A 26,033-nucleotide genomic window follows, 5' to 3' on the forward strand; every position below is an offset into this window, starting at 1 on the left:
TTAACTTTCAAATTTTGGGAACAAGCCCTGCATTAAGCCCTTTTTATGTTGTTGTAATTGCTTGATTTTCTCTGTTTGGGCAGTGATTAATTCATCTATTTCGGAAAGACAGGAGGCTATTTTTTGTTGTTCTGGTTTGGAGGGGGCAATAATTATATCCTTATCAAAAAGAGTTGACTTGATATAAGGTTGATCAGACCCAACTAATTGAGTTTTTAATCTTTTTAAGAAAAGAGGCGTACAAAGAAATTGATATAGGAAGTTTTTGTCAAGATTACCTTTATACTCTAATTTTCCTGCCCTCTGATATAAAAACCCTTCGTCAAATGGGAATAAACAAACTTTAAGCTCATTGTTCGTAATGGGTCTATTTAATGCTAAAAGAATATCTCCATTCTTAATTTTAACATTACGTTCTGCCGATACATCAAGTGGATTGATGAAGATTGTGTTTTCTTCAGAATATCTTCCATTGAAGATATTTGCTCCTTGAGCCAATCTTATACCTTTATTGGAATAGAGACTCATTTTATATGCATTACCAGAAATAATTTTGACGCTATTATTAATTACTATCCACTCCCCATTTTTCTCAAATTCCTTAAAACGAACTTTAGGAACGGTTTCGCCTTCTTGTGGAAAAAGGTTTTGCATCAAGCCTTTTTTGTGGTCTTTGAGGGCATCCAGCTTTTCGTTGTGGGCGGCTAGTAGCTTATCTAAAGAAGAAAGGCAGGAGGCTATTTTTTGTTGTTCTTGGGGTGTTGGATAAGGAAATGGAACAGAAAATAAATCTTTACTCTTTACTTGGAGTGCACCGTTTGCTCTTGCACCAACAGCAATAAATTTTCTTAGCCAATTGCCATGAAGATTATTAACAAAAGGGTACTTTGCAAAAGGAGGAAAAATAATATTTTCGTCAAATCGGAAACAAGTAAAAATACTGTTGGGAACAGCTCCTGTTTTTTCATCTTCAAACATTGCTATCTCGCCCTCGGAATAAAGTTTTGTTGAGCTTTTATTGTACGCAAAATCATGATTACGTATAACGTAATAATTTTTATATGAATTGCCAGCTATCTCTCTTCCAAATTTTTCAATTTGCGAAACAAGTCCAACACCAGAAGTAATACTCATCAACTTATACTTACGCCCTTTCGTTTTTTCAACAATTTCTTCACTTAAGTTTCCAAGTGGTTCCTTTTTCCATTCGCCATCCTTCTCAAACTCAGGAAAACGCAACTCTGGGATTAATTTATCTTTACTCATATGCTGCTAATCCTGAAATTTCACGTCCTTGGGCTAGTTTTTTTAATTGGGGTGCCAAATCCTGCATCAAGGATATTTCTGCTTTACTCCGTTGTTTCCAACCCAGTTCCAATGGTTCCATGAGGTCAGTAAGTTTTTCTCCATCAAAAATCATTCGGTTCATAATCTGCTCTACAAAGGTTTTCAAAGCGGCTGTTTGCAATCCGTGGCCGTTGGCAATTTTTGCCAGCTCTTTGTCGTATTTCTCCAGTCTAAAGGTTTCATAGCCTTGGCGAAGTGCATCTACATCTTTACCCTTATCCCAATCTAAACTGTTGATATAGTCTGTTAAATCTTCCTCTTCTTCCATCAGGTTAGAGTTCGACTTCAACAAACTAATCACTTGTGATTTGGACATTTTCTGCTTAGAAGGCTTTTGCTGTGTGCTATCAGCAATCAGGCTCATAATGTAATCGTAATCAATCACCGCAGAGGCAAAGAGCACAAATTCAAAATCTAGTTGCTGAATATCTTCGGGTGCATCCTCACCTTCTTTCTCTTGCCTTTTCTTAAATGCTTTAGCTGTTTCTAAATACGAACTTTTAAATTCTTGATAGTTGTCTTTGGGCAAGATGGCATCTATAATTTCTTGTTGCTGCTCATCCAAATCGGTATATTGGTCGAGCTGGGTTTTTAGGCGTTGTACTTCCTTAAAGTTTTTTACGAAAGCTATTTTCGCAGCATCACCGCGCAGGTTGTACACTTCTTGAGGTTCGTTGGCAAGATTGTGCTCCTTCATGAAATCACCAAGCTTCTTCACCGCTTTTTTGTAATCTTCTATTACCACTGGAGCAGCATCTACCATCCAAATTTCTTTGGCTTTACTTCCATCTTCACCTGAGAAGAGCGTTATTGCTTGGTTTACTGCTTCTTGTTGCGAACGGAAATCGAGCACATTCCCATAAGGTTTGGTGTCGTTCAATACCCGATTGGTTCGTGAAAATGCTTGAATTAATCCGTGATATTTCAGATTCTTATCGACATACAGCGTATTCAAGTATTTGGAATCAAAACCTGTGAGCAACATATCTACCACTATGGTGATATCAATTTTGTTTTTGTGCGGATAGTCCTTATTGGTGAATTTCTGGTCTTTGATGCGTCTTTGAATATCCTGATAGTAGATATCAAAATTGTTGATGTCGTGATTGGTGCCAAACTGCTGGTTATAATCGGTAATAATTTCAATTAACGCTTCTTTCTTCTCTTCAGGGTTTTGCTTGTTGTCTTCTTTCTCCTGCGCTAAATCTTCTTGAAGTTGCTTAATATCAGCTGCATTCTTTTGGCTTTGTTGATCACCATTTTGAGCAATTAACTGAGCGGGTGGAGAAAATACGCAAGCGATATTGAGCGGAACATAATCTTCATCCTCACTTTTCTTTCGTACCTGAATGGCTTTGAACAAACGGAAGTATTCAATGGCATTATTGATAGAGGCAGTTGCCAATACCGCATTGAATTTGCGTTGATTGGTGGCTGCATTGTGTTTGTCGATAATCGCTTCTGCAACGGCTTGTTGGGCAATTGCTTCTTCTGGTTTAGCATTTAACGTTCCTTCACCCTTGAAATAGTCAATATGAAACTTAAGAACGTTTCTATCATCTATTGCATGCGTAATGGTATAAGCGTGCAACTGCTTTTCAAAAATGCTTTCAGTGGTTTTATAGGATTCGTATTGGTCTTCCCTGATTTTCTGTGTCGAGTTTTCTTCAAAAATGGGCGTTCCTGTAAACCCAAACAATTGAGCATTGGGGAAGAACTCTTTGATCGCTTTATGATTTTCACCAAACTGCGAGCGATGGCACTCGTCAAAAATGAACACCATTCGTTTGTCACTCAAGGGCTCTAAACGCTCTTTGTAGTTTTTCTTGGAGGTGCTATCTAATGCAATGCCTAATTTTTGAATAGTGGTAACAATTACTTTGTCCGCATAGTCGGTGGACAGTAAACGTCTGACCAAAGTTTCGGTATTGGTATTTTCTTCTACACTACCTTCCTGAAATTTATTGAACTCCTCACGGGTTTGTCGGTCAAGGTCTTTTCGGTCAACTACAAACAAACATTTTTCAATATCTGCATTGTCCTTTAATAGCGTAGAGGCTTTAAATGAAGTTAGTGTTTTACCACTACCGGTGGTGTGCCAGATATAACCGTTTCCTCGGTTCTGGTGAATGCAATCCACTATAGCCTTTACAGCATAAACTTGGTATGGTCTCATCACGAGCAATTTCTGTTCGCTTTCCACCAACACCATGTATTTGCTAATCATTTCGCCAAGTGTACACTTGGACAAGAATTTCTCGGCAAATAAATCCAGTCGGTTAATCTTTTTATTATTTACATCCGCCAATTCATACACAGGTAGAAATTGTTCGTCTGCATTGAATTGAAAGTGTTGATTCTTATTGTTGGAGAAGTAGATGGTTCTTGATCCATTACTTACAATAAACAACTGCATGTAACACATCAAAGTATTGGTGTAGCCATTGCCAGGATCATTTTTGTAATCCACAATTTGTTGCATGGCTTTACGGTGCGATACATCTAACTTCTTCAATTCAATTTGAACTACTGGCAGTCCATTAATTAGAAGAATGATGTCATATCTCTGATGACTATTTTCGGTGTTGATGCGTAATTGACTGATGACTTCAAAATCATTTTTACACCAGTCTTTGATATTGACCAAAGTATAATGCAATGGTGTTCCATCTTCCCTTTGAAAATATTGTCTTTCTCTAAGTTTTTTAGAAGCAGTAAATACATCAGGTTCAATTATTTCTTCCCGTAAACGAAGAAATTCACTTTCAGATAAGCGTACTCGATTCAATGCCTCAAACTTGGATTTGAAATTTTGCTCAAGCGTTTTTCTGTCGACAATATCATGTCGATAAGTGTATTTCAGCTCTTTTAGCCAATCAATAAGATTTTCCTCTATTTGGTGTTCTTTGGTCATTGATTACTCCCTATTCTCAGATTTTAGTAAAGTAATGAAAATTGAATATGTTCTACAATTTAGAACACGATTTGTTTTTTACTTGCGATTGTTTTTTGAGTTCGTTTGTGATTTGTCTATCTGGTTAAAACTGAAATTAATTTATAATTTAAATAGATATAATTTTCAACCGATACATTTTGAAGGTGAATTTGTCAAACAGCAAGTTTTTTTAATTTTAATCAGGTTTCAATTCCAATATTTTTAAACATTAAAAGTAACACCTTATTACGATAACTCAATTAGGCGCACAGTTCAAATTTTGATTATAGGGTTGTATATATTTCCAAAAAGCTTCGCCGGCACTTTGTAAATAATTCATGGCATAATTACTTTTGGTACGTGAACCCACTTGGTATATATAGTCTGTATAAGAACTTTTAAACCGTACAATGGCAAAATAATAGGTGCTATAATTGTCACCATCTACTTCATAGAAAGTTACTTGAGAAATGGCATCGCTAGAATAGCTAGAATAGGTTGAGCCATAACCTTCAGAGGTGACCATGTCCATTAATTCTGAACATGAAGATTGGGCATGGGTAAGCATCATTCCAAAAGTTAGAAATAGCATTGTTATTATTTTTTTAAGGATTGGCATTTGATTATGAATTGTGTTTTAGAAATTAAAACTAAACAAATAGGGCTACATATACTTACGGAAACCCGTAACCCTTAATACCTTTACCTCAATAAAGAAAATGCTACTAGAAGTAAAAATAGCAGAGGTTTAGCATTGACAATTCATTGGCGTAATAAATAATTTTTCAATTAACTTTAATAGGTATATGTGTTGGGTAAGGTATTTCAATGCCCAAATTCAAAAGAATATTCCTAAATTTAGGCAAACACTAAAATAAATGCATTTGTAAACAATGGCAAAAATTGAAATTAAAGGTTCCCCCGAAGAGCTAGAAAGAGTAGCCACTTTCTTGGCAAACAATAACGTAAAATTTGATATTGTCAATGATTACGGAAACCACTCTTTAGAAGATTTAGATAAGTATGCGCATTTAAAATCAAGGTTCTCTGACCCAGTGCCAGAAAATTAGGATAACATATGAAAGGCTTACAACAAATTAAATCTGAAATAGATCAGCTGGCGAACAATAGCAATAAGACCGAGTTAGAAGTGGTTGATGCCCTGCATAAATACTACTTCAATAAAGCCGTTACGGCAGAAATAAAACACTACAAAAAGAAAACTAAAAAGGTGGCGCAAATTACCAAAGACCTTAAAATAAGTCACCGTAGGTTTTATAAAATATTGGAAGATAAAAAAGTAGAATTTACCAAATACAACAAGTCTAAGGACGATGTTGAAGAATAGCGGTTATACCTAACCACAGACATGCCAAATAAGAAATGAAATGAACAAAGAAGCCTTAGCTAAATTAAGTACCCAAGAACTGGTTAATAAGTATACTATGGCAAAAACTATTGTATGGCTTTTTTCAATTATTTTAATCTTAGCTTTGCTCTTTTTGATCTACGTATCTATACAAGATGGCTTAACTCCGTTATTGGCAGTTCCGTTGGCATTGTCGGCAATAATTCCGTTGAATGTAAAGCATATGAATGCTTTTAAAAAGGAATTGGATTCCAGATTGTAAAACACCTCAGAGCAAGCCCATGAGGTATTCAAAGGAAACAAACTATTAAATTCGAGGCAAGCCTCGGGGTAGTATACCCTTTGGCGGTGCCAATAAATAAGGTAATATGAGAAAAGCAATTTTTATTATTGGTATGGTTATAGCAATAATTGAAATAGCCTATAGCTTTGTTAGCAACAGTGAAACAGGTCAGTTTTTTGGAATTGACATGAATATCTGGATTTTCCGTTTGATTTGGGTTGCCCTATTTGGTGTGGTATTTAACGGGTATCTTAAGGAAAGCAAGAAAGGATAACTCCTTAAAAATTTTCACAAATTTAACCTTATGATAGTTTAATCTGATACAAAGAGGCAATTACGTTCAACTGTTAGTAAACACTATGTTTTTCGACTCACACCCCATATGAAAAAGAGGAAGTTCAAAATTAGCGATATCATATTTGTGGGGTTTATTGTTTTGCTATTAATACCACAGACCAGAACACCTATTCAAGTAGCGGTCAATAAACTAAAAGTAGCGGTTTGGTCGCCCAGTTTAGAAGACGCCAATGACCAAGATCAAGTGGCGCCATTTCAATACGCGGTTACAGATTTGCACGGTGCTTCAAGAAATGTTGCCGTTGGTGAAGGCAAGGTTACCTTCATTAGTTATTGGGCAACATGGTGCCCGCCATGTATTGCAGAATTACCGGGAATTCAAGAGTTGTATAAAGACTACGGGGACAAAGTCAATTTTCTATTGTTGACACAAGAAGTTCCAGATAAAGTGGAACGGTTTGTTCGTAAGAAAGGCTATGAGCTACCTATCTATTTTCCACAAATGCAGACTCCGGCAATTTTACAAGAAAACAGTATACCTACCAATTATGTAATTGATGCCCAAGGTACCATCATCATTAAGGAGACCGGAGCAGCGGATTGGAACAGTTCTAAAGTGAGAAATTTGCTGAATGAGTTGTTGGCAAAGTAATAGTTTAAAATAAAAAAAAGCCGAAAACTGAATTCCGGCCTTTCCCACATTTCCCAATCAAAGAAACATCAATCAATCATTACACTAAGTACTTTTCCATCTTCATTGAAAACAACGTCCTTTTCGTTGTTCCATCCTTTTTCAAGTTCTACTTCATATGTTGAACTTCCGTTTACCGTAGTTTTTTCAATGGAATCTACTTTATACCCGGCATAGTTTCCGCTTATGGCCGTTTTAATCGTTTGTGGTAATTCCGCCTCGGTCAATTCTTGTTCCGTTCTCGTAGTAGTACCATCTGTAGCGTACCATATTTCATGTTCATTTCTATTCATATCGAATTCTACTTTATAAGACTGTCCGTCCATTTCCCACTCCACATCGGTAGCCTGAGGAAAACTTTTCTGAAAATTCTGTTTTAAATTTGATGGTACATTACTAGGGTTCATATCCTGCGCAAATATTGAGAATGCACCAAGTAATGTAAAAGCTGCAGTTATTATATTTCTATTCTTCATAATCAGATAATTTTTAAATTCAGTTCAAAGAAAAGAACCAAATCTAGAAGAAATTGGGAATGGAATTGATGTGCTCAATTTTAACAACTATTTAGTACTGCAACATAATTCCCATATCTTTCTAGAATTCTTTTATATTATTGATGCAAATAATGATGCCATGAAAATTCTAATTATAGAAGATGAACCCCAAATGCTACAGAATATGCGCCAAACGTTAGAGCGTGAACAGTATACTGTAGAAACGGCTTCTGATTATGAAACGGCAAAATCTAAAATTGGCATTTACGATTATGATTGTATTTTGTTGGATATCACCTTGCCCAATGGTAACGGACTGGAGTTGTTAAAACTTGTAAAACAACTTGGCAAAGATGATGGTGTAATCATTGTTTCGGCAAAAGATTCTTTAGATGATCGTATTAAGGGCCTTAATTTAGGAGCGGATGATTATTTGCCAAAACCCTTCCATATGGCCGAGTTACATGCACGTGTAAACGCCATAGTTCGTCGAAGAACTTTTGACGGTAATAAATTTATAGAAATCGGTAATGTAAACATTGATCCAGACAGTAGAAGCGTGCATATCAATGAAAATGAAGTAGTACTTAACAGAAAGGAATATGATGTACTGTGGTATATGGTAGCCAATAAAACAAGGCTGGTGACCAAGACCGCATTGGCAGAACATGTTTGGGGCGATCATATTGACCAAACCGATAGCTTCGACTTTATTTATTCGCAAATAAAGAATTTACGTAAAAAGCTGTCAGACGCAGCTGCCACAATTGAAATTGAAGCGGTTTATGGTGTGGGTTACAAATTACAGGTCTTATAAGCAGCAGGTACTATGAAACTTCTAAACCACACCACAAAATATTTTGCCTTACTACTCATAGTTCTTATTTCCGTTTGGGCGGTTATCTTCTATTTTGCCATGATAGATGAGGTGTACGACAGTTTAGATGATGGATTGGAAAACCAAAAAGAACTAATTATTGATGCGGTAAAAATAGATCCCAGTTTATTGCAGGATACGGAGTTTGGGGTAAACAACTATACCATTAAAAAGGTAGCTCCAGTTAGTCATGACATCAATAAGGATAGTTATCGCGATACTTTAATGTACATGCAGAATGAAGATGAGTTTGAGCCCATTAGAATGCTTGAAAGTACTTTTGTGCAAGATGACACCTATTATAAGATCCAGCTTATAACGTCTATGGTGGAAGAAGATGATCAGATAGAGAACCTGTTTACTTATTTGGTGGGGCTGTATTTGGCGTTGGTATTGAGTATTGTGGTCCTTAATAATTTGGTCTTGAAAAAGGTGTGGAAACCTTTCTACTCCTTAATTGATAAATTAAAAGGATTTAGAATTGAAAAAGATGAACCTATTCAGCAAGAGCCTACGGATATAGATGAGTTTAACCTACTGAACCAAAGTGTAGAAAAGTTAACCAAGAAGTCTCGCGATAGTTATATTGCACAAAAGGAGTTCATTGAAAATGCCGCACATGAGTTACAGACCCCGTTGGCCATTGCAATGAACAAACTAGAACTTCTACTGGAGAAAAATGAACTTACAGGGCATCAGACCCAAGAAATAGGGGGAGTTCTTGATAACCTCACCCGTTTAACACGCCTGAACAAGTCGCTATTATTACTATCTAAAATAGATAACCGTCAGTATTTGGAAGAGGAGGATATTGATTTTAATGCACTTATAGAGAAAGTCGCGGCAGATTTTTTAGATTTTGCGACCCATAAGAACATGCAGGTCAATGTAATATCTAATGCCAAAATCCGGTATACCATGAATACCGATTTGGCAATTATAATGGTCACCAACCTCATTAAAAATGCCATAATCCATGGCGAAGAAGGTAAGGAAGTAGCCATTGTAATTGATGAAAATAGTGTAACCATCAAAAATTATGGTAAAGAGAAAGCATTGGATTCTGGCGAATTATTTTCACGATTTAAAAAGGTTTCTGCAGATAGCCGTTCTACAGGGTTGGGTCTTGCCATTAGTAAAGCTATAGCTGATAAATACAACCTACAATTAAAGTATAGCTATAGCCGGCAACACCATTTTAGGATTCTATTTAAGGTAAAGGGTTAAGGTTTTTATAAAAAACGGATCAAAGCGCATTAGTTCCTATTTCTTTACAGATTTGAAGGCTATTTTTATATAAATAGTTTTAAATAAAGGAATTATGACAACTAAGAATGCAACATTGAATATGGCTAAAGTAAAATTTTGGACCATTACAGCCATTGTTTTAGGTATGGGTTTCCTTTTTATGAACTTTAGAGATTGGTTACCCTATGATAGTGCTAATAAGGCAGTATATGAAATTTCAGAAAGATGGGAGTTGCCGGCAGAATTACGGGAAGTTTCAGGTATTTCATGGGTAAGTGAACATCAAATAGCTGCAATACAAGATGAAGATGGTATTATTTATATCTATGATCTTGAGCAGAAAAAAGTAGTTGAGGAAATTGAATTTGGCAACGCAGGTGATTATGAAGGCCTTGCCGTAAAAGGAAACAATGCCTATGCGCTTGAAAGTGATGGTACAATAACCATTATTGAGAATTTTCAATATAAGGATAGAAAGGTTACTGAGTATAAAACCAGGTTTAATGAAAAGAACAACATGGAAAGTCTTTGGTTAGATTTATCCGCAAATCAACTATTGATGATCCCCAAAGACCGTGATATAGATGCTGATAATACAAAAGGTGTTTATGCCTTCTCATTAAGCGAGTTCACTATGGGTTATGATCCAGTAATGCAACTAGATATGGATGATGAGGTATTAAAACACTTTAGGGAGAAAAAGATTTATAATAATTTTAGACCATCTGATATTGCAATTCATCCCCAAACAAAAGAAATATACATGCTAGAAGGGGCTAAACCCAAACTATTGATATTGGATAAAAACGGAGTCGCAAAGAATGGGTATAGTTTAAGTAAGAAAGTATTTCCGCAACCAGAAGGCATTACTTTTAGCCCAGATGGAGATCTGTATATCTCAAGTGAAGGAAAAAAAGATGGTGTGGGCACCATCACAAAATTAAAATTGTTACTTTAATTATATGCCAAACAAAGAAGCCGATACATCTAAAAGTAAGCTGCCATTATATATCTCTATAGGTATTTTGGTGGCGTTGGTAATAGCTTATTTTGTAGTGCCCAGTGTACAAGATTTTTTAAATGAAGCATGGTCTGTTTTAACAAGTGATAATGAAGAGCGCATTCAGCAATGGGTATCTGGTTTTGGATGGTTTGGTCCGGTAGTACTGGTGTTGGCCATGGTAGCCCAACTCTTTCTTTTGGTAGTGCCCAGTATTTTGCTAATGGTTGTTTCGGTATTGGCATATGGTCCCGTTTGGGGCAGTGTAATCATCATTGTTTCCGTATTTGCCGCTTCTACGGTAGGTTACCTTATAGGTAGTTATTTTGGCGATGCATTCGTGAAGAAAATTATAGGAAAGAAATCTGAAAAAAAAGTAGCATCATTTTTAGATGACTATGGGTTTTGGGCCGTAATTATTACCAGGTTGAATCCCTTTTTGTCAAATGATGCCATAAGTTTTGTTGGTGGAGTTCTAAGTATGGGGTACTGGAGGTTCATGGGGGCAACGTTGGCAGGTATATTGCCATTGACCATATTCATAGCCGTTTTTGGTAAAAATATAGACAACTTAAAAATGGGGTTGCTATGGGGTTCATTAGTGAGCTTGCTGTTTTTTATAGCTTACGTTTGGTATGATAAAAAGAAGAAACCAAAAAGCAAGAAACTTAGCCAAGAGCATTCTTAATGTACCTAGCCATATAGTGTTTACGGTCTAGTACTTTTTCCGCAAAATTAAAGAGACTAAGACAACGGTCTAAATTCTGATTTTCGTAGCTGACTTTGTAATATGTATTGTTGTTCAAATAGTCGGTCAACGCCCGTAAGCCATGAATAAAGGGCATAAATACAGCACCAAGCGGAAGACTTTCCTTTTCGGCTGATGATAAAATGGGTCCGTTAGATGCCAGGCCGTCTACAAATGAAGTAAACAATGCTTCGTTAAATGTAATTAAGCTATGATCTTGCTCATCTTCGGCAGCAGTATTGACAATGGTTCTAATGGCATCACCAAAATCATAAAAGAAAAATCCCTGCATAATAGTGTCCAAATCAATTAGGCACAATGCTTTTTCAGAAGTTTTTGAGAAGAGAATATTATTAAGCTTTGTATCATTATGGCAAACTCTAGTGGGTAGGCTACCTGTATTTAAATGGGCAAGCTCGGTTATAAAATGCTGTGCTTTTTTGATAGCTTTATCGGCAACATTAAGCTTTTCTTTGGTAGCATTTTGCAAGGCTTGTTCAAACTCATCTTTTCTGTGAGACAGCTTATGAAAATTTGGCAGCGTGTCTTCAATAAGAGTTGTATCAATATGTTGTAACAGTTGATGAAACTTACCAATAATACGACCTGCCTCAAATGCGGTAGTTGGGTGGGTAGTGGTATTATACGTAGTACTGTTGGGAATAAAGGTCATCATTCGCCAAAACTCATCGTTTTGAACAAGATAATTTTTGTCGCTTCTCGTTTTTAGAAAAGTTATTTGTTCATAGTCATCAGCATTTAGAATGGGCAATGTAAATTGAATATTTGCCATTAAAATACCGGTATTTTTAAATACCTGTGTGTTGATTTTCTGAAGGATATACTGCTCACCATTAACCCCTTTTACTAAATAAGTGTCATTGATAAGTCCGTTATTAAGCGGTGTCCACTGGGTAGAATTACCGTTGAGGTTGAATTCAACCAGTATTTTTTTGATAGATGCCGAAGTCATTTATATGAAACAAGTTTAAGCATTTAAAGGTATAGAAAAAGGGGCTTTTGCGGTATAATAAATATACTTGTTTGATGATGAGTCGCGAATATTTAGTAAGAATATTCTTTAATTTATGCAGTTGGCCTAATAATAATACGATTTTGAAAATAAAGTAGTTAGTATCATAACCAATTATAATTCCCCCAAGAATGAACAAGATTAAAACCTGTTTAAAGGTGGCTGTATTATGTATTACTTCTACCTATGTACACGCCCAATGTGAAGTTTTTAAGAGTGAAATTAGCGATGTACAGCATTATATGCAGCAAGTGAGTCAGCTTTCAGATTCGCTGAGTACTTCTGCGGAAATTGCCGCTTTTGATGCTTCTTTGACCAAAGCAAGAAAGAACACTAAAACTGTAATGCTTTTAATGGGACAAGCGGTGAACGCTGCGGATGAGGCCGTAATTTTAGCATCTGAAGCGCAATACGATTCTGAAAGTTGCGGTTTGGCAGAAGCCATTAGCTATACCATAGATGCTGAAAAGCATGCTATAGATACGAGAGACTTTTCTGCAGAAGCTTTTGAAAATGTAAAGAGTGCCGCAAAAGCGCGTAACCTAGGAAATTTACAATATCATATGCGCATTGCGCAACGCTTAATAAAAGAGGCGCAAGAGTCTGCAGATGCTTCTGTTTACGCTGCGGATAATGCACATTACAGTTGTAGCCATGATCAGGATCACGCAAGTTTAGAGAAGTAATTTTACTTCTCTTTTTTGTTGACCAGCCCTTTGGTAAATTCATTTAAGGTTTCAACTTTTTCTTCAAAATCGCCCTTTATGGTTTTTCTAAATTCGTTGAGGTTTCTAACCAGGTCATCAATATTTTCCGGTATAACATCTTCAAAAAACTGTCGTAGCCTTTTGGCCGTGGTTGGGGATTTACCGTTTGTTGAAATCGCTACTTTCACATTCCCTTTGGTAACAATACCGCCCATGTAAAAATCACAGTATGGTGGGTTGTCCGCGACATTCACTAAAATTTGCCTTTCTCTACAATCATGATATACCTGTTCATTTACTGGTACGTTATCGGTAGTGGCAATGGCAATGTGTTTTCCTTTTAAAAATGATGCATCGTAAGTAGCATTATGCATCTTAATATTGAATTTATTGGCAAGTTCAATGGTTTCGTCCCTAAACATAGGTGCCACCATTTCTACTTGTGCATTAGGGCTAGACTTTAGAAGAAAAGTGAGTTTCTCTAGAGCCACATTGCCCCCACCAATTATTAAGATATGCAGGTTAGATACTTTTAAAAATATGGGATATAGCTCATTCCGTTCCATATGAAATTTTGTTTTCTTCTGTTTTGTAATTGATAGTAACACGTGTGCCCCTACCTATTTCTGAATTTATAAAAAGGCGTCCGTTGATATAATCTATACGTTCTTTCATAAAGAAAAGCCCCATGCCACCCTCACTATTGTTCTTTGGCAATTGAGCCAATAAAGTGTCATCAAAACCTTTTCCATCATCATCAATAACCACACTTAATATAGGATAAGAGTAATTTAAAGTAACCAAAATATAATTAGATTCGGCATACTTTATAGCATTGTTCACCGCTTCTTGTGTTACTCTATAAATGTTGGTTTCTGCCAAAGAATCAAATCTAATGTTGGCATCTGTCTTATTTTTGAAGAGAATGGTCTTACCGGTCAATTTAGACAGTTCGGCAGTCATTTTCTGTAATGCGGGAAAAATACCATGATCACCAAGTTCTGGTGGGGTAAGGTTAAAAGTAGCGGTTCTCACCCCTTTAATTAAATCTGATGTCAGTGCCTTTAAATAGGCGATTTTTTCTTTTGTCTTGGTCTTATCCTCAGTATCAATGGACTCAATATTGAACTTTAGAGCGGTCAACATTTGTCCAATACCATCATGAATATCTTTTGCAATACGTTTGCGTTCTTCTTCTTGTCCCTCTACGATTTGACTTGCCTGCAGTTTTTTCTGTTGCATACGCTCCTCAAAATTCTGCTGGGTCAATTCTTGTACTTTTAGCTGGTTTTCTTTTCGTTCTGTGATATCTGAACATAGAATTAAAATATCCTGTTCTAGAGTAGAATGGTGCATGGGAACAATAGACATGTCTAACCATATGGTTGCGCCTTTAGTGGTCACTACCTGCAACTCCTCTTTTCTAATGATATTTTTTCTGTTGATTTTTAGAACCTCTTTTAGATACGATTGCTGACCCTCTTCTACCGTTAGAATTTCTGAAATCGGCTTGTTTACCGGGGTGTTGGTGTGCCCTAATAGGTCAAGAAATTTTTTACTGATGAATACAATGCTACCATCTTTACGTATACTGGCAAACAACGCGGCATTGTCAATTACGAAATTAAGCTCTTGTAGTTCTTTTAGCGAGCGTTCTTTTTCGTCATATAGGCTTTGTATTTTTTCGAGCTGATTTTTAGATTCCGCATCTTTTCCTATTAAATGGCCAATGGTATTTTTAATTTGGATGGATAAGGGCCTGAAAATAACAAAGATTTCGAGCAGAAGAATCAGTAGCGAAAAAGCAAGTAGCCAATATTCTTTTCGTTTTAATTTTTGAAGCTGTTCGTTACTACGTGCATCATACTCATTAACAATTTGGTCCATGAGGTTTAAAAACTGCCGCTCATTATTTAATAAGGTGTCTAAATCTGCTTGCTCTACCGGTGCATTAATATTTTGTTGATGGGTGAATAATACATGTTCTATGGCATTGACCATGGCATTATGATGCGGATCAAGTTTTTTGAACAATGATTGTACTTTGGGGTCATCTTCATAAGGTAGGTTAAAGGAGGCATCACCTAAGTGAAGGCCCATATGGGAAACTTTCCAAATTTCTAGGGTTTTTGCAATTTCTGAAAGCACTAATTTTTTCTCCTCAGGGTTGTTCAGTGCTTTTAATAGCAAAGTCTCTTTAGTCAATTTTTGACTAAAGGCACGTTGCCTACCGGCAATGTTTATAAGTTGAGAATCGCCAGATTGTGCCTTTAAATGTAGTTGAATAAGTACTTGGGCAATAATTACCGTAAGCGCAATAGCTGCCAATGCCAATAGATACCATTTACGTATACGTATAAACGTAGCGGTGTCCAATGGTATGTTACGCTCGTTATGGTCCATAAAAAAGCAATCGTATATTAAATTAGGCGTTTAGGGCCTTGGTAATTAAGTCTAAAGAGAATTTAGAAAGGGGAAGTTTTAGAGCTGCTTCTTGACCCTTGGTTGACATTTTTCTCCATGTTTTTTGAAGAATATCAATAGTTTTGTCCTCTGGGTGTTTATGGGCAAAGGGTTCAAAATAGAACTCTAAAAAGACCAAACAAATAACATCTTCCAAAGTTTGGGTTTCTTCGTTTTTCTTTAGTTGTTTTTTTTGTAAAAGAAATTTGACATTGTCAATGGTTTCCTTGTCATAGCCTATATCTTCTAAAATAGAAGCGGCTTTTGTGGCATGGAACTTTTTTAATTCTTGTCTCCATCTCAAATACCCTTCACGGTTCATCTCGTAAGACTCCCTAGGAATTTCCCATCTACAGATATGTTGACATCTTGCGGTTAGGCGTAATGCTTCAGATGCATTGGGGTCAAAGGCATTTAGTCTTTCTGTCATGCGTATACCGTACAATACTTCTTTTGGGTAGGTAGTATCTTCAAAAACTTCGGTATTTGGATCTTGCTTATTGGCTTCGTCAAATTGTTGAAATGCTAGTAGTAATTTATCTGTGGTCGCCATAAGTCTTTTATTTACTCAAAGCTATTCAGAAAAGCCAACATACACAAAGTCCGACTCTATTTTTACAGGATATGTAGCAATGGGATCTAAAGTCCCGTTTAAATTTTCTCCGGTTTTTAAGGAAAATGTATTCTTGTGAAGTGGGCAGGCCACTTTAGCTTCCATATTTTCTTCACCGATCATACCTCTTGAAAGTACCATTTCCATTTTATGAGGACAAAGATTTTGGCAGGCGTACCAAGTACCTTCTCTTGTAAAATTGAATACGGCGATCTGTTTGTCCTTATATTTTATACAAGCTCCGCCATTCTTAGGAAATTTGGAAATTGGCGCGGCCTTGAACCAAACCTTAACATCACTGGCAGCTACACTTGCATACGTATTCAAAACAGATAAAGACATAATTTCGTTTTTTTGATTTTTAATAATTTTCTACACTTAGATGATTGCAATAATGGTTTATAAATAACCAACACCTGTCAACCATCAACCGTTACGCCCACTCCTTTGGCATTTTTTGTTCTCTTAAAGACACAAATTCAATATTGTTATCCGTTTCTTCAGAATTTACAAAGTGTGTATAGCGCTCTCTTATTTCTGGAGTTTCTACCGCTTCTTTCCATTCACATACATAAGAATCTACCAAGGCTTGCATTTCAGCATCCAATTCATCAACAATGCCCAAAGAGTCGTTGATAACAACGTTTTGTAAATAGGTAATACCACCTTCTAATTTCTCTAACCAAGGTGCGGTTCTTTGTAAAGGTTGTGCTGTTTTTATGTAGAACATTATAAAACGATCTACGTATTTGATGGCGGTTTCCTTGTCAACTTTTTCAGCAAGTAAAAGGGCATGTTTAGGCGTAGCACCACCATTACCACCTACATAAACGTTCCAACCACCTTCAACGGCAATGAATCCGAAGTCTTTGCCCCTTGCTTCTGCACATTCACGAATACAACCCGAAACACCACCTTTAAATTTATGAGGAGATCGTATGCCTTTGTATCGGTGTTCTATTTCAATAGCAAAACTTACGCTTTCATCCATACCATAGCGACACCATGTAGATCCCACACAACTTTTTACCGTACGTAAAGATTTTCCATAAGCTTGGCCCGTTTCAAATCCTTCGGCAATCAATTCTTCCCAAATAGGAGGTAATTCGTGCAGTTTTGCTCCAAACATATCTATGCGCTGGCCACCGGTAATTTTGGTGTAGAGGTCATATTTTTGAGCTATTCTTCCAATGGCCATTAATTGTTTAGGTGTAATCTCTCCGCCAGCAACCCTTGGTACAACAGAGTAGGTACCGTTACGTTGTATATTGGCCAAATAACGGTCATTACTATCCTGTATGGTTTCTTGCCTGTTGGCGGTTTCATTATATAGACTAGCAAATATTGCGGCAACTGCCGGCTTACATACCTCGCAACCATGCCCGGTACCTACTTCATCTAATAGGGTATCATAATCAGTAATTCCCTTTAATTTAGCAAGATCAAAAAGCTCTTGGCGAGAATAATCAAAATGTTCGCACAAGCGCTCTTTTACCGTTTTCCCTAAGGTCTTTAAGCTCTCCTTGATTAAATCTGCCACCATAGGTTTACACCCGCCACAACCTGTTGTTGCCTTTGTGGCTTTGGCTACATCTTTCATGGTTTCATTGCTATCTTCTAATACAGAACAGCAAACTTGGCCTTTGGTAACCGCTTCACAAGAACAAATAACTGCGGTATCGGGCAGGTCCATGGCACTACCAAAAGCAGAGCCGCCTTCACCTCTAGAACCAACGATCAGTTCTTCAGCGTTATCGGGCAGTGGCATATTGTTCAAATACATTTGGTGTAAAATGCTATAATCTTCTGCATCGCCCACCATTATTCCCCCTAAAAGGGTTTTACCGTCATGGCTTACGTTTATTCTTTTATAGATACCCTTTGTTTTGTTCTCGTAGATAATGGAAAGTCCTTTTTCCGCAGGCATGTAAGGAATACCGAAACTGGCAACATCAACACCTATTAATTTCAGTTTGGTAGACATATCTATTTCCGGTTTCATGACAACCTCGTTTTGCTCAAGAATTTGATTTACGGCCACCTCGGCCATTTCATAGCCCGGAGCCACTAAACCGTAGATCATTTGGTTGTATAACGCTACTTCACCAATGGCAAATATAGTTGGGTCAGAGGTTTGCATTTTATCGTTGACCACAATACCGCCACGAACGCCCATTTCTAGATTACAGGTTTTGCCCAATTCATCTCTTGGACGTATACCGGCGGAAATGACCAACATATCTACATCTAGTTTATCATCTTCGCCAAAGTCCATACCCGTTATGGCGCCGTTACCCATAATACTATTGGTAGCTTTTCCTGTATGTATGGCAATACCTATGGATTCTAATGTTAATTGTAGTACGTTACTACTTCTGGAATCTAGTTGTCTAGGCATTAATTTTGGAGCAAATTCAACCACATGCGGTTCTAGCCCCATGTCCATGACAGCTTTTCCTGCCTCTAGGCCAAGTAGTCCGCCACCAAGAATAGCCGCTTTACTGTTAGGTTTAGTTTTTTTAATTTCTTCGGCATATGCTAGCATTGCCTCTAGGTCTTCTATGGTTCTATAAACAAAGACACCTTTTTTCTCTACGCCTTGTATTGGAGGAACAAATGGAGCAGAACCCGTAGCCAATACCAGGTAGTCATATTTAAATTCTTTTTCACTGGCGGTAGTAATGGTCTTTTTACTTCTGTGGATATCGGTGACCCTTTCATTGACCACTAATTCTATATCATTATCCGCGTACCATTCCAAGGGCGACATTTCTAGAGCTTTGGCATCTCTATTTTCAAAGAATTCGCTTAAGTGAACCCTATCATATGCTGCGCGTGGTTCTTCACCAAAAACAATTAGTTTAAAATGTTTGCTTTCTTCCCTTGCGGCAAATTTTTCACAGAATTTGTATCCTACCATTCCGTTACCGACAACAATTATTGTTTTCATACCCATATTGTTTAGCTACTTAGCAATATTACGTATAAATACGTATATAAATACTGATTTTATGAAAATAATTACGTATTCTTGTTGAAGAATCGATAATTAATAATGCTAAATACTATGAAGATGGAATTAGAAAAAACGGCAAAAGTAAGTTTAGTAGGTGCGGGTCCAGGAGCTAAAGACCTAATAACTGTAAGGGGTTTGAAGGTTTTGAACCAAGCCGATATTATTTTGTACGATGCATTGATCAGTGATGATTTATTATCTGAAATACGTACTGATATACCTAAGATATTTACGGGTAAAAGATGTGGTCAACATTCGCATTCCCAAGATGAAATCAATGAATTAATAGTAAAATATGCCTTTGAATACGGTCATGTGGTACGTTTAAAAGGTGGCGATCCTTTTGTATTTGGCAGGGCAAATGAGGAAATAGAATATGTAGAGTCATTTGGCATACCTGTTAGTGTAGTTCCTGGAATTTCCAGTGCTATAGCTGTACCATCTAGTCAAGGTATACCGATGACCAAAAGAGGAATAAGTAGTAGTTTTTGGGTAATGACGGCAACAAAAAGAGATGGTACGTTTTCGCAAGATTTGCAATATGCAGCAAAATCTTCTGCCACTATGGTTGTTTTAATGGGCATTAGAAAACTTAATGAAATAGTGAAAGAAGTTAGTAAATATAGGGGTTCAATGACGCCTATTGCGGTAATTCAAAACGGAACTACCCAACATGAAAAATGTTATGTAGCTACTTTAGATACATTGAACAATAGTATAGGGGAGGTTGATGTTACCAAACCGGGCATTATTGTCATTGGAGACGTGGTAGCTGATCATCCATCATTTTTTGAAGAAGAAGTACAGCGTATTCTACACCATGCTATTTAATCAAATAAAGGAGATTTCACCTTTATAGTAGTCTAATAAAAGGTAAACGGCAAGGCATTTTAGTGGCAGAAATTACACTATTTCAATTTTTTTGAGCATTTAATTTAGAATCGAATAATTGTAACAGGCTCATTTCCTTAATTCCTCAAAAATACGTAGTAATTTAAAATTATATTAAAAACTACGTATAATTACGTATTATTTATAGTAGGTTTGTATGCATTCAATAACGCAATCTGCTATATTATGGAAAATCAATCTAAAAAGTCCACCACCTTAAATTTAACGAATATAAAGAGTTTACCCATTCGTACTTTTTGGATAACTTCAATTGCATTTTTCATTTGCTTTTTTGCATGGTTCGGTATTGTGCCCTTCATGCCGGATGTTGTTAAAGATTTAGGGTTGACTCCCGATCAAAAATGGAACTCAATTATATTGGCGGTTACAGGAACCGTTTTCGCTAGACTATTAATAGGAAAGCTTTGTGATAAATATGGTCCTAGGTTATGTTATACCTATTTATTGATACTAGGTGCCATTCCTGTAATCCTTATCGGTTTTGTGCAAACGCCGCTTCAATTTTTAATTTGCAGATTGTTTATTGGTTTTATAGGTGCTTCATTCGTAATCACCCAGTTTCATACATCTATCATGTTTGCACCCAATATTGTTGGTACCGCAAATGCAACTTCTGCCGGATGGGGTAATTTGGGTGGTGGTGCCAACCGTTTAGGTATGCCATTAATTGCTGCTGCAGTGGTAAGCTTTGGGGTTGCCGATGAAATTGCATGGAGATATTCAATGATCATTGCAGGTATCATTGCCATGCTAATGGGGCTTGTATATTATTTCTTTACCCAAGACACACCAGAAGGTAATTTTAAGGAATTAAAGGAGGCAGGTAAAATGCCGAAGCTAAAAAAAGATGAGGAATCGTTTTTAAGTGTTTTAAAAGATTATAGGGTGTGGATTCTTTTCATTGTATACGCAGCATCTTTTGGAATGGAACTTACGGTGTATGGTACCATGGATGATTACTTGCAAAACACCTTTGGGTTAACCAGGTCCACTGCGGGTAATTTAGTCCTTTCTTTTGCCCTGATGAATATATTTGCCCGAACCTTGGGCGGCTTTTTCGGAGACCGTTTCGGTAGATTAAAAGGCTTGCGCGGTAGGGTACTTTTCTTAACGGTCATATTGGCTTTAGAAGGAGTTATGCTCTCCGTTTTTTCAATGGCAACAAGCTTTGCCATGGGAATTATATTTTTAATTGCCTTTAGTTTAACGGTACAAATGGCAGAAGGGGCAACGTTTTCGGTAGTGCCTTTTATAAATAAAAAAGCTATTGGTTCTATCTCTGGTATTGTTGGTGCAGGTGGTAATGTAGGTGCTTTTTTGGCGGCATTATTATTAAAATCAAAATCCGCTATGGCAGAAACCAATGCCTTGGCAGCTAACGCTAATTTAGGTGAAGAAGCAATGAAGGCCGCTCAATCTGCTGCGGCATCGGGGGCTGTTTCAAGTGGGTATTTACTTATAGGTGGCTTTGTTATAGTTACGGCACTTGTTACGCTGGCCATTAAATTCTCCGCCGAAGATGAAAAACTAGTTAAGGAAGAATTACAAAAGGCAGATAAGTCCGTTATCAATTTATCGCCAAGTAGTATCTAAATTCATTTAGTTATGCGAGCAGGTGCTAATCATATATCAACGCGTATTTCCGATTCATCGGAGCTGCTAGATAGTGCCTGTGGATTATGCTCCAATGAAAATTGTCTTATTCAAAAGAACATTCATACTTCTAGTATTGGCAAACTTGTAAAGGCAAGAAAAGAAATAAAGTGTAAAAAAGGACAGCAATTTATTATGGAAGGAGCTTCGGTAACCGGACTCTTCTTTCTTTTAAGTGGTAAGGTCAAAGTTTTAAGGACCGGTCTACATGGTAAAGAACAAATTGTTCGTTTTGCATCTCCAGGTGAAATCATTGGGCATAGAGGTTTTGGCACAGAAGAGACTTATCCAATTAGTGCCATTGCTTTGGTAGATTGCACCTTATGTTATTTCTCAAAAGAGTTACTTCAAGAATCATTAAGGGAAACACCTGGTCTTACGTATGATTTTATGTTGTTTTATGCCAATGAACTTAATCGTAGTGAAATAAGGGTAAAATCCTTATCTCAAATGACGGTTCGTGAACGGGTTATAGACACACTATTATATATTGACCGCAAATTTGGACAGGTAAATGGGTATTCTTCACTTTTATTAAGCAGGAGAGAATATGCAGATTATGCGGGTACTACCGAGGAGCAGGTCATAAGAATGTTATCTATTCTTAAAAAAGAGGGCTTATTGATTACCAAAGGCAAAAGAATTGGTATTGCTGATATAGCATTGCTTAAAAAAGAAATCTCAGAGCACAATTTCTATTTGGATAGTTAATAGTACGTACTATCTAATCACACATACTTACGTAGTTATTCTCAATGTTCTCAGTATTTATATACTGCTGATAAATAGGTTGTTATTGGATAAAAACTGCTTTTTCGCAGTAAAGGATATGTGTTTTACAGGGTTAATTATATGGTGTAAAAAGAGGTTTAAACATACCTAATAGCATTAACAAAAGTATAGGATACGTATATATTTGCTTCAATAAGTATTAATACGTAGAAAACTAAATGATATGATTATGAAAAACATTTTTACTTCATCTATTTTAACCCTTTCCCTCGCTTTGGTGTTTACCGCTTGTGGAGATACAAAAAGTAAGAAAACCGAAGCGGTTACTGAAGAAGCTGTAACCTCAAAAACAAAAATGCTGGATATTGAAAAGCCACAGTTAACTTTTGGTTTTATAAAATTGACCGATATGGCACCATTGGCCATTGCAAAAGAAAAGGGCTTTTTTGAAGAGGAAGGACTTTTTGTTTCGGTAGAAGCACAATCTAATTGGAAAAATGTATTGGATCGTGTTATTGACGGTCAGTTAGATGGTTCGCATATGTTGGCGGGCCAGCCAATTGCTGCAGGCGCAGGTTTTGGTAGACAAGCAGAATTGGTTACTCCGTTCTCTATGGATTTAAATGGAAATGGAATTACGGTATCTAATGATGTTTGGTCAAAAATGAAACCAAATGTACCTGCAGATTCAGATGGTAAGCCAATTCATCCTATTAAGGCCGATGCATTAAAACCTGTAATTACCTCTTATAAAAATGAAGGGAAACCTTTTAAAATGGGAATGGTTTTCCCGGTATCTACCCATAATTACGAATTGCGTTATTGGTTGGCTGCAGCAGGTATTCACCCAGGTATGTATACTGCGGATAATGTACAAGGGCAAATAGATGCCGAGGTTTTACTTTCTGTTACTCCACCGCCACAAATGCCTGCTACATTGGAGTCCGGTACTATTTACGGATACTGTGTAGGTGAGCCATGGAATCAACAAGCGGTATTTAAAGGTATTGGTGTTCCGGTTACTACCAACTATGACATTTGGAAGAATAATCCTGAGAAAGTATTTGTAATGACCAAGCAGTTTGTAGAGCAGAACCCTAACACGGCAATTGCGGTTACAAAAGCATTGATCAGAGCGGGTAAATGGTTAGATGAGCCTTCTAATAGAGCAGAAGCGGTTGAGATTCTTTCTATGTCTCAATATGTAGGTGCACCAAAAGAAGTATTGGCAAATTCTATGACCGGTACTTTTGAATTCGAAAAAGGAGACAAGCGCGAAATGCCAGATTTCAATGTATTCTATAAGTACAACGCAACATACCCTTTCTATTCTGATGGTATTTGGTTCTTAACTCAAATGCGTAGATGGGGACAAATTCCAGAAGCTAAAACTACAGACTGGTACGCTAGTACTATTAAGGATATCTACAGACCTGACATTTGGAAAAAGGCTGCGGATCTTTTGGTTGCCGAAGGTCAAATACCTGCAACGGATATACCTGCAACAGATGGATACAAAGCCCCTACGGCAGATTTTATAGACGGTACCACCTATGATGCCAAAGATCCAATTGGGTATATCAATAGTTTTTCTATAGGTAACAAAGACAAAAAGTAAGCACATTTATTCATTGACTTTAAACAAATTATTATGGAGCAAGAAATGGTCTTAAAAAACGAAAAAAGCATGTCTGCAAGTTTTAAGCAGGTACTTTTAAAACTTACACCAAGTGTAAAAAAGGATGGCATTATAAAATCTATGAAGAATGCTGGGATAACACTTCTATCCATCTTATTGTTTATAGGTTTATGGCATATGGGATCTAAAGCCCTCTACAACAAAGAGGCAGATTACAAGGTAGAAAAAGCGTTGCAAGAACGGGGTGAAGAAGCTGCAGCGGCAGAGCGAGCTTGTATAGAGTCGGGTGACAGTAGTTGCCAACCCAACACCCTACCATCACCTACACAGGTTTGGGCATCTTTAAAATCTTTGGTCGCAGATCACCAAGTTATAAAAGCGGACAAGGCTGCCTTTGCGGAAAAATTGTCGGCTACCAATGAAAAATTAATTGCTCAGGGCAAAGATCCTATTGTTTATACGGGCAGGGCGTCATTTATAGATATAGTACTTACTAGTATTAAAACGGTATTTGCAGGTTTTCTATTGGCATTGTTGATTGCTGTGCCCATAGGTATCATAATAGGTCTTAGTCCATCTTTACGTAGTGCGTTCAACTGGTTTATCCAAGTTTTTAAACCAGTATCGCCCGTAGTATGGTACTTATTGGTTTTTATGATCGTAAAAACGTTGTACATAGGCGATAGTTCAGATAATGCCTTTGTAATTTCTTTTATCAGTGTTGGGTTATGTGCCATGTGGGCAACTTTGGTCAATACGGCAATGGGGGTATCATCTGTAGATAAAGATTATATCAATGTAGCCAAGGTATTGAAATTAGGCACGTTTCAAAAAGTTTTCAAAGTAATACTGCCATCATCGTTACCCTTAATTTTTACAGGTCTAAGAATTACCCTTTCTGTTGCTTGGATGGTTTTGATCGCCATTGAATTGCTTGCACAAAGTCAAGGTTTAGGTCTTTTCGTATGGGAAGAATTCCAGAATGGTGCCAACGACTCCAATTCAAAAATCATTGTGGCCATGTTTGTCATAGGTATCATTGGGTTTTTATTGGATAGGTTAATGTTGACCGTACAGAACATGGTTTCTTTCAACAAAAACGAGATGGCATAATTTATAAAAAGAAGAGCATGGCATACTTAGAACTAAATAATATATACAAAACCTATGGTGAAGGAGATGGAAGTACAGAAGTTCTGTCAAACATTAACCTTACCATGGATGAAGGAGAATTTGTTGCCATTGTAGGGTTTACGGGTAGCGGTAAGACCACCTTGGTAAATTTAATCAACGGTTTATTGCAGCCAACAAGCGGCGAAGTACTTTTTAAAGGTAAACCCGTAACCGATACCAGCCATGAACGTGGAGTTATTTTTCAAAACTATTCGCTATTACCATGGTTAACTGTTGGGCAAAATATTTACATGGCGGTAAAAGAAGCTTTTCCAAAAGAAAGCAAAGCAGATTTAATGAAAAGGGTAAAGGAGTATGTGGCTATGGTAAGTCTTAGTCCCGCAATCAATAAAAGACCTAAAGAGCTTTCTGGAGGAATGCGCCAAAGGGTGGCGGTTGCACGTGCCTTGGCCATGAACCCTGAGATGATCATTATGGACGAACCTTTAGGGGCTTTAGATGCTTTGACCAGAGGTAATCTGCAAGATGAGATCTTGAATATTTGGAGCCAGGACAAGCGTACGGCATTATTGATTACCAATGATGTTGATGAAGGTATTTACATGGCAGATAGAATAATACCTCTTAAGCCGGGACCAAATGCAACTTTGGGTCCGGAGTTTAAAATAGATATAGAAAGGCCAAGGGATAAAACGGCCATGAATGACAATCCTGTTTACAAGAAAACCAGAAATGCCATTATAGAATATCTAATGGATATAGGGGAAGAGAGAAAAACGGTATCTAATGTAGAATATAAATTGCCAGAGCTTACACCAAAAAGTTTTGTCGCTTAAAGA

The 26,033-nt window shown here is 37.0% G+C and carries 26 protein-coding genes; 16 read left to right on the forward strand and 10 right to left on the reverse strand.

All coding sequences use genetic code 11. The features are described from left to right. From CSC80_RS06650 to CSC80_RS06660, 3 genes are all read right to left on the reverse strand, one after another. Positions 1-1,266, reverse strand: a complete 1,266-nt coding sequence (locus tag CSC80_RS06650) for a restriction endonuclease subunit S (RefSeq protein ID WP_099190605.1) — start codon at positions 1,264-1,266, stop codon at positions 1-3. Continuing rightward, on the reverse strand, positions 1,259-4,261 hold the full coding sequence (locus CSC80_RS06655) for a type I restriction endonuclease subunit R (protein WP_099190607.1): 3,003 nt from the start codon (positions 4,259-4,261) through the stop codon (positions 1,259-1,261). The genes CSC80_RS06650 and CSC80_RS06655 overlap by 8 nt, the downstream gene beginning before the upstream one ends. Before the next feature lie 277 nt (positions 4,262-4,538). Beyond that, a complete protein-coding gene (locus tag CSC80_RS06660; RefSeq protein WP_099191445.1) occupies positions 4,539-4,874 on the reverse strand; it encodes a hypothetical protein in 336 nt (111 codons plus the stop codon). 301 nt (positions 4,875-5,175) lie between these two features. On the opposite strand from CSC80_RS06660, the gene CSC80_RS19440 reads away from it, so the two are divergent. From CSC80_RS19440 to CSC80_RS06680, 5 genes are all read left to right on the forward strand, one after another. Further along, complete coding sequence (locus CSC80_RS19440) at positions 5,176-5,352, forward strand: hypothetical protein (RefSeq protein ID WP_156894545.1); 177 nt, start codon at positions 5,176-5,178, stop codon at positions 5,350-5,352. Between the two features lie 8 nt (positions 5,353-5,360). Next, complete coding sequence (locus CSC80_RS06665; protein WP_058104618.1) at positions 5,361-5,630, forward strand: hypothetical protein; 270 nt, start codon at positions 5,361-5,363, stop codon at positions 5,628-5,630. 40 nt (positions 5,631-5,670) lie between these two features. Further along, entirely contained in the window at positions 5,671-5,913 is a 243-nt protein-coding gene (locus tag CSC80_RS06670) for a hypothetical protein (protein WP_099190609.1), read from the forward strand. 106 nt (positions 5,914-6,019) lie between these two features. Further along, positions 6,020-6,208 carry a hypothetical protein gene (locus tag CSC80_RS06675; protein WP_071340741.1) on the forward strand — a complete coding sequence of 63 codons (189 nt, stop codon included), beginning with the start codon at positions 6,020-6,022 and terminating at the stop codon, positions 6,206-6,208. A 108-nt stretch (positions 6,209-6,316) separates the two neighbouring features. Further along, positions 6,317-6,883 (forward strand): TlpA disulfide reductase family protein, encoded by a 567-nt coding sequence (locus CSC80_RS06680; protein ID WP_099190611.1) that lies wholly within the window; start codon positions 6,317-6,319, stop codon positions 6,881-6,883. A gap of 68 nt (positions 6,884-6,951) precedes the next feature. On the opposite strand, the gene CSC80_RS06685 is transcribed toward CSC80_RS06680, so the two are convergent. Beyond that, the gene (locus CSC80_RS06685) at positions 6,952-7,398 is read right to left on the reverse strand and encodes a PepSY-like domain-containing protein (protein ID WP_099190613.1); all 447 of its coding nucleotides are present in this window, start codon (positions 7,396-7,398) and stop codon (positions 6,952-6,954) included. A 160-nt stretch (positions 7,399-7,558) separates the two neighbouring features. Between CSC80_RS06685 and CSC80_RS06690 the strand changes: the two genes are divergently transcribed. From CSC80_RS06690 to CSC80_RS06705, 4 genes are all read left to right on the forward strand, one after another. Next, positions 7,559-8,236 carry a response regulator transcription factor gene (locus CSC80_RS06690; protein WP_099190615.1) on the forward strand — a complete coding sequence of 226 codons (678 nt, stop codon included), beginning with the start codon at positions 7,559-7,561 and terminating at the stop codon, positions 8,234-8,236. 12 nt (positions 8,237-8,248) lie between these two features. Then, positions 8,249-9,523 (forward strand): HAMP domain-containing sensor histidine kinase, encoded by a 1,275-nt coding sequence (locus tag CSC80_RS06695; protein ID WP_099190617.1) that lies wholly within the window; start codon positions 8,249-8,251, stop codon positions 9,521-9,523. Between the two features lie 94 nt (positions 9,524-9,617). Then, on the forward strand, positions 9,618-10,502 hold the full coding sequence (locus tag CSC80_RS06700) for an SdiA-regulated domain-containing protein (protein ID WP_099190619.1): 885 nt from the start codon (positions 9,618-9,620) through the stop codon (positions 10,500-10,502). 4 nt (positions 10,503-10,506) lie between these two features. Further along, a complete protein-coding gene (locus CSC80_RS06705; RefSeq protein WP_099190621.1) occupies positions 10,507-11,232 on the forward strand; it encodes a TVP38/TMEM64 family protein in 726 nt (241 codons plus the stop codon). Here the strand turns inward: CSC80_RS06705 and CSC80_RS06710 are convergent. Beyond that, a complete protein-coding gene (locus CSC80_RS06710; RefSeq protein ID WP_099190623.1) occupies positions 11,213-12,265 on the reverse strand; it encodes an aminoglycoside phosphotransferase family protein in 1,053 nt (350 codons plus the stop codon). The two genes, CSC80_RS06705 and CSC80_RS06710, sit on opposite strands and share 20 nt — an antisense overlap. A 191-nt stretch (positions 12,266-12,456) precedes the next feature. Between CSC80_RS06710 and CSC80_RS06715 the strand changes: the two genes are divergently transcribed. Continuing rightward, positions 12,457-13,011, forward strand: coding sequence for a hypothetical protein (locus CSC80_RS06715; RefSeq protein ID WP_058104628.1), 555 nt, complete (start codon positions 12,457-12,459; stop codon positions 13,009-13,011). Positions 13,012-13,013: 2 nt separating this feature from the next. Here the strand turns inward: CSC80_RS06715 and CSC80_RS06720 are convergent, their stop codons facing one another. The 5 genes from CSC80_RS06720 to nirB all read right to left on the reverse strand — a co-directional run bounded on the left by CSC80_RS06720 (position 13,014) and on the right by nirB (position 19,058). Continuing rightward, complete coding sequence (locus CSC80_RS06720) at positions 13,014-13,598, reverse strand: bifunctional precorrin-2 dehydrogenase/sirohydrochlorin ferrochelatase (protein WP_099190625.1); 585 nt, start codon at positions 13,596-13,598, stop codon at positions 13,014-13,016. Continuing rightward, the gene (locus tag CSC80_RS06725; protein ID WP_099190627.1) at positions 13,585-15,435 is read right to left on the reverse strand and encodes an ATP-binding protein; all 1,851 of its coding nucleotides are present in this window, start codon (positions 15,433-15,435) and stop codon (positions 13,585-13,587) included. Before CSC80_RS06725 ends, CSC80_RS06720 begins: the two co-directional genes overlap by 14 nt. Positions 15,436-15,457: 22 nt before the next feature. Beyond that, positions 15,458-16,048, reverse strand: coding sequence for a DUF4202 domain-containing protein (locus CSC80_RS06730; RefSeq protein ID WP_099190629.1), 591 nt, complete (start codon positions 16,046-16,048; stop codon positions 15,458-15,460). Positions 16,049-16,069: 21 nt separating this feature from the next. After that, positions 16,070-16,450, reverse strand: coding sequence for a nitrite reductase small subunit NirD (nirD, locus tag CSC80_RS06735; protein WP_058104632.1), 381 nt, complete (start codon positions 16,448-16,450; stop codon positions 16,070-16,072). Positions 16,451-16,541: 91 nt separating this feature from the next. Continuing rightward, positions 16,542-19,058 (reverse strand): nitrite reductase large subunit NirB, encoded by a 2,517-nt coding sequence (gene nirB, locus CSC80_RS06740; RefSeq protein ID WP_099191447.1) that lies wholly within the window; start codon positions 19,056-19,058, stop codon positions 16,542-16,544. 123 nt (positions 19,059-19,181) lie between these two features. Between nirB and cobA the strand changes: the two genes are divergently transcribed. From cobA to CSC80_RS06770, 6 genes are all read left to right on the forward strand, one after another. Next, on the forward strand, positions 19,182-19,955 hold the full coding sequence (cobA, locus tag CSC80_RS06745) for a uroporphyrinogen-III C-methyltransferase (protein ID WP_343224340.1): 774 nt from the start codon (positions 19,182-19,184) through the stop codon (positions 19,953-19,955). A 246-nt stretch (positions 19,956-20,201) separates the two neighbouring features. After that, entirely contained in the window at positions 20,202-21,629 is a 1,428-nt protein-coding gene (locus tag CSC80_RS06750; protein ID WP_099190633.1) for an MFS transporter, read from the forward strand. A gap of 12 nt (positions 21,630-21,641) precedes the next feature. Continuing rightward, positions 21,642-22,400, forward strand: a complete 759-nt coding sequence (locus tag CSC80_RS06755; protein WP_091608086.1) for a Crp/Fnr family transcriptional regulator — start codon at positions 21,642-21,644, stop codon at positions 22,398-22,400. A 250-nt stretch (positions 22,401-22,650) separates the two neighbouring features. Next, the gene (locus CSC80_RS06760; protein ID WP_099191448.1) at positions 22,651-24,039 is read left to right on the forward strand and encodes a CmpA/NrtA family ABC transporter substrate-binding protein; all 1,389 of its coding nucleotides are present in this window, start codon (positions 22,651-22,653) and stop codon (positions 24,037-24,039) included. Positions 24,040-24,072: 33 nt separating this feature from the next. After that, positions 24,073-25,173: an ABC transporter permease gene (locus tag CSC80_RS06765; protein ID WP_058104636.1), complete on the forward strand. Its 1,101-nt coding sequence runs from the start codon at positions 24,073-24,075 to the stop codon at positions 25,171-25,173. A 17-nt stretch (positions 25,174-25,190) separates the two neighbouring features. Then, positions 25,191-26,030: an ABC transporter ATP-binding protein gene (locus CSC80_RS06770; RefSeq protein WP_058104637.1), complete on the forward strand. Its 840-nt coding sequence runs from the start codon at positions 25,191-25,193 to the stop codon at positions 26,028-26,030. Positions 26,031-26,033: the final 3 nt, after the last annotated feature.

It is taken from the genome of Maribacter sp. 6B07, assembly GCF_002700155.1.
In the GTDB taxonomy this organism is placed as follows: Bacteria; Bacteroidota; Bacteroidia; order Flavobacteriales; family Flavobacteriaceae; genus Maribacter; species Maribacter dokdonensis.

Excerpts from the sequence above, each read along its gene's own strand:
- CSC80_RS06700 (WP_099190619.1), top strand. The coding sequence starts at position 9,618 with ATGACAACTAAGAATGCAACATTGAATATGGCTAAAGTAAAATTTTGG.
- CSC80_RS06760 (WP_099191448.1), top strand. The coding sequence starts at position 22,651 with ATGAAAAACATTTTTACTTCATCTATTTTAACCCTTTCCCTCGCTTTG.
- CSC80_RS06655 (WP_099190607.1), bottom strand. The coding sequence starts at position 4,261 with ATGACCAAAGAACACCAAATAGAGGAAAATCTTATTGATTGGCTAAAA.
- CSC80_RS06765 (WP_058104636.1), top strand. The coding sequence starts at position 24,073 with ATGGAGCAAGAAATGGTCTTAAAAAACGAAAAAAGCATGTCTGCAAGT.
- CSC80_RS06705 (WP_099190621.1), top strand. The coding sequence starts at position 10,507 with ATGCCAAACAAAGAAGCCGATACATCTAAAAGTAAGCTGCCATTATAT.
- CSC80_RS06680 (WP_099190611.1), top strand. The coding sequence starts at position 6,317 with ATGAAAAAGAGGAAGTTCAAAATTAGCGATATCATATTTGTGGGGTTT.
- CSC80_RS06665 (WP_058104618.1), top strand. The coding sequence starts at position 5,361 with ATGAAAGGCTTACAACAAATTAAATCTGAAATAGATCAGCTGGCGAAC.
- CSC80_RS06670 (WP_099190609.1), top strand. The coding sequence starts at position 5,671 with ATGAACAAAGAAGCCTTAGCTAAATTAAGTACCCAAGAACTGGTTAAT.
- CSC80_RS06685 (WP_099190613.1), bottom strand. The coding sequence starts at position 7,398 with ATGAAGAATAGAAATATAATAACTGCAGCTTTTACATTACTTGGTGCA.
- CSC80_RS06675 (WP_071340741.1), top strand. The coding sequence starts at position 6,020 with ATGAGAAAAGCAATTTTTATTATTGGTATGGTTATAGCAATAATTGAA.
- CSC80_RS06720 (WP_099190625.1), bottom strand. The coding sequence starts at position 13,598 with ATGGAACGGAATGAGCTATATCCCATATTTTTAAAAGTATCTAACCTG.
- cobA (WP_343224340.1), top strand. The coding sequence starts at position 19,182 with ATGGAATTAGAAAAAACGGCAAAAGTAAGTTTAGTAGGTGCGGGTCCA.
- CSC80_RS06650 (WP_099190605.1), bottom strand. The coding sequence starts at position 1,266 with ATGAGTAAAGATAAATTAATCCCAGAGTTGCGTTTTCCTGAGTTTGAG.
- CSC80_RS06750 (WP_099190633.1), top strand. The coding sequence starts at position 20,202 with ATGGAAAATCAATCTAAAAAGTCCACCACCTTAAATTTAACGAATATA.
- nirD (WP_058104632.1), bottom strand. The coding sequence starts at position 16,450 with ATGTCTTTATCTGTTTTGAATACGTATGCAAGTGTAGCTGCCAGTGAT.
- CSC80_RS06725 (WP_099190627.1), bottom strand. The coding sequence starts at position 15,435 with ATGGACCATAACGAGCGTAACATACCATTGGACACCGCTACGTTTATA.
- CSC80_RS06755 (WP_091608086.1), top strand. The coding sequence starts at position 21,642 with ATGCGAGCAGGTGCTAATCATATATCAACGCGTATTTCCGATTCATCG.
- CSC80_RS06660 (WP_099191445.1), bottom strand. The coding sequence starts at position 4,874 with ATGCTATTTCTAACTTTTGGAATGATGCTTACCCATGCCCAATCTTCA.
- CSC80_RS06710 (WP_099190623.1), bottom strand. The coding sequence starts at position 12,265 with ATGACTTCGGCATCTATCAAAAAAATACTGGTTGAATTCAACCTCAAC.
- CSC80_RS06715 (WP_058104628.1), top strand. The coding sequence starts at position 12,457 with ATGAACAAGATTAAAACCTGTTTAAAGGTGGCTGTATTATGTATTACT.
- CSC80_RS06690 (WP_099190615.1), top strand. The coding sequence starts at position 7,559 with ATGAAAATTCTAATTATAGAAGATGAACCCCAAATGCTACAGAATATG.
- CSC80_RS06770 (WP_058104637.1), top strand. The coding sequence starts at position 25,191 with ATGGCATACTTAGAACTAAATAATATATACAAAACCTATGGTGAAGGA.
- CSC80_RS06730 (WP_099190629.1), bottom strand. The coding sequence starts at position 16,048 with ATGGCGACCACAGATAAATTACTACTAGCATTTCAACAATTTGACGAA.
- CSC80_RS19440 (WP_156894545.1), top strand. The coding sequence starts at position 5,176 with ATGGCAAAAATTGAAATTAAAGGTTCCCCCGAAGAGCTAGAAAGAGTA.
- nirB (WP_099191447.1), bottom strand. The coding sequence starts at position 19,058 with ATGAAAACAATAATTGTTGTCGGTAACGGAATGGTAGGATACAAATTC.
- CSC80_RS06695 (WP_099190617.1), top strand. The coding sequence starts at position 8,249 with ATGAAACTTCTAAACCACACCACAAAATATTTTGCCTTACTACTCATA.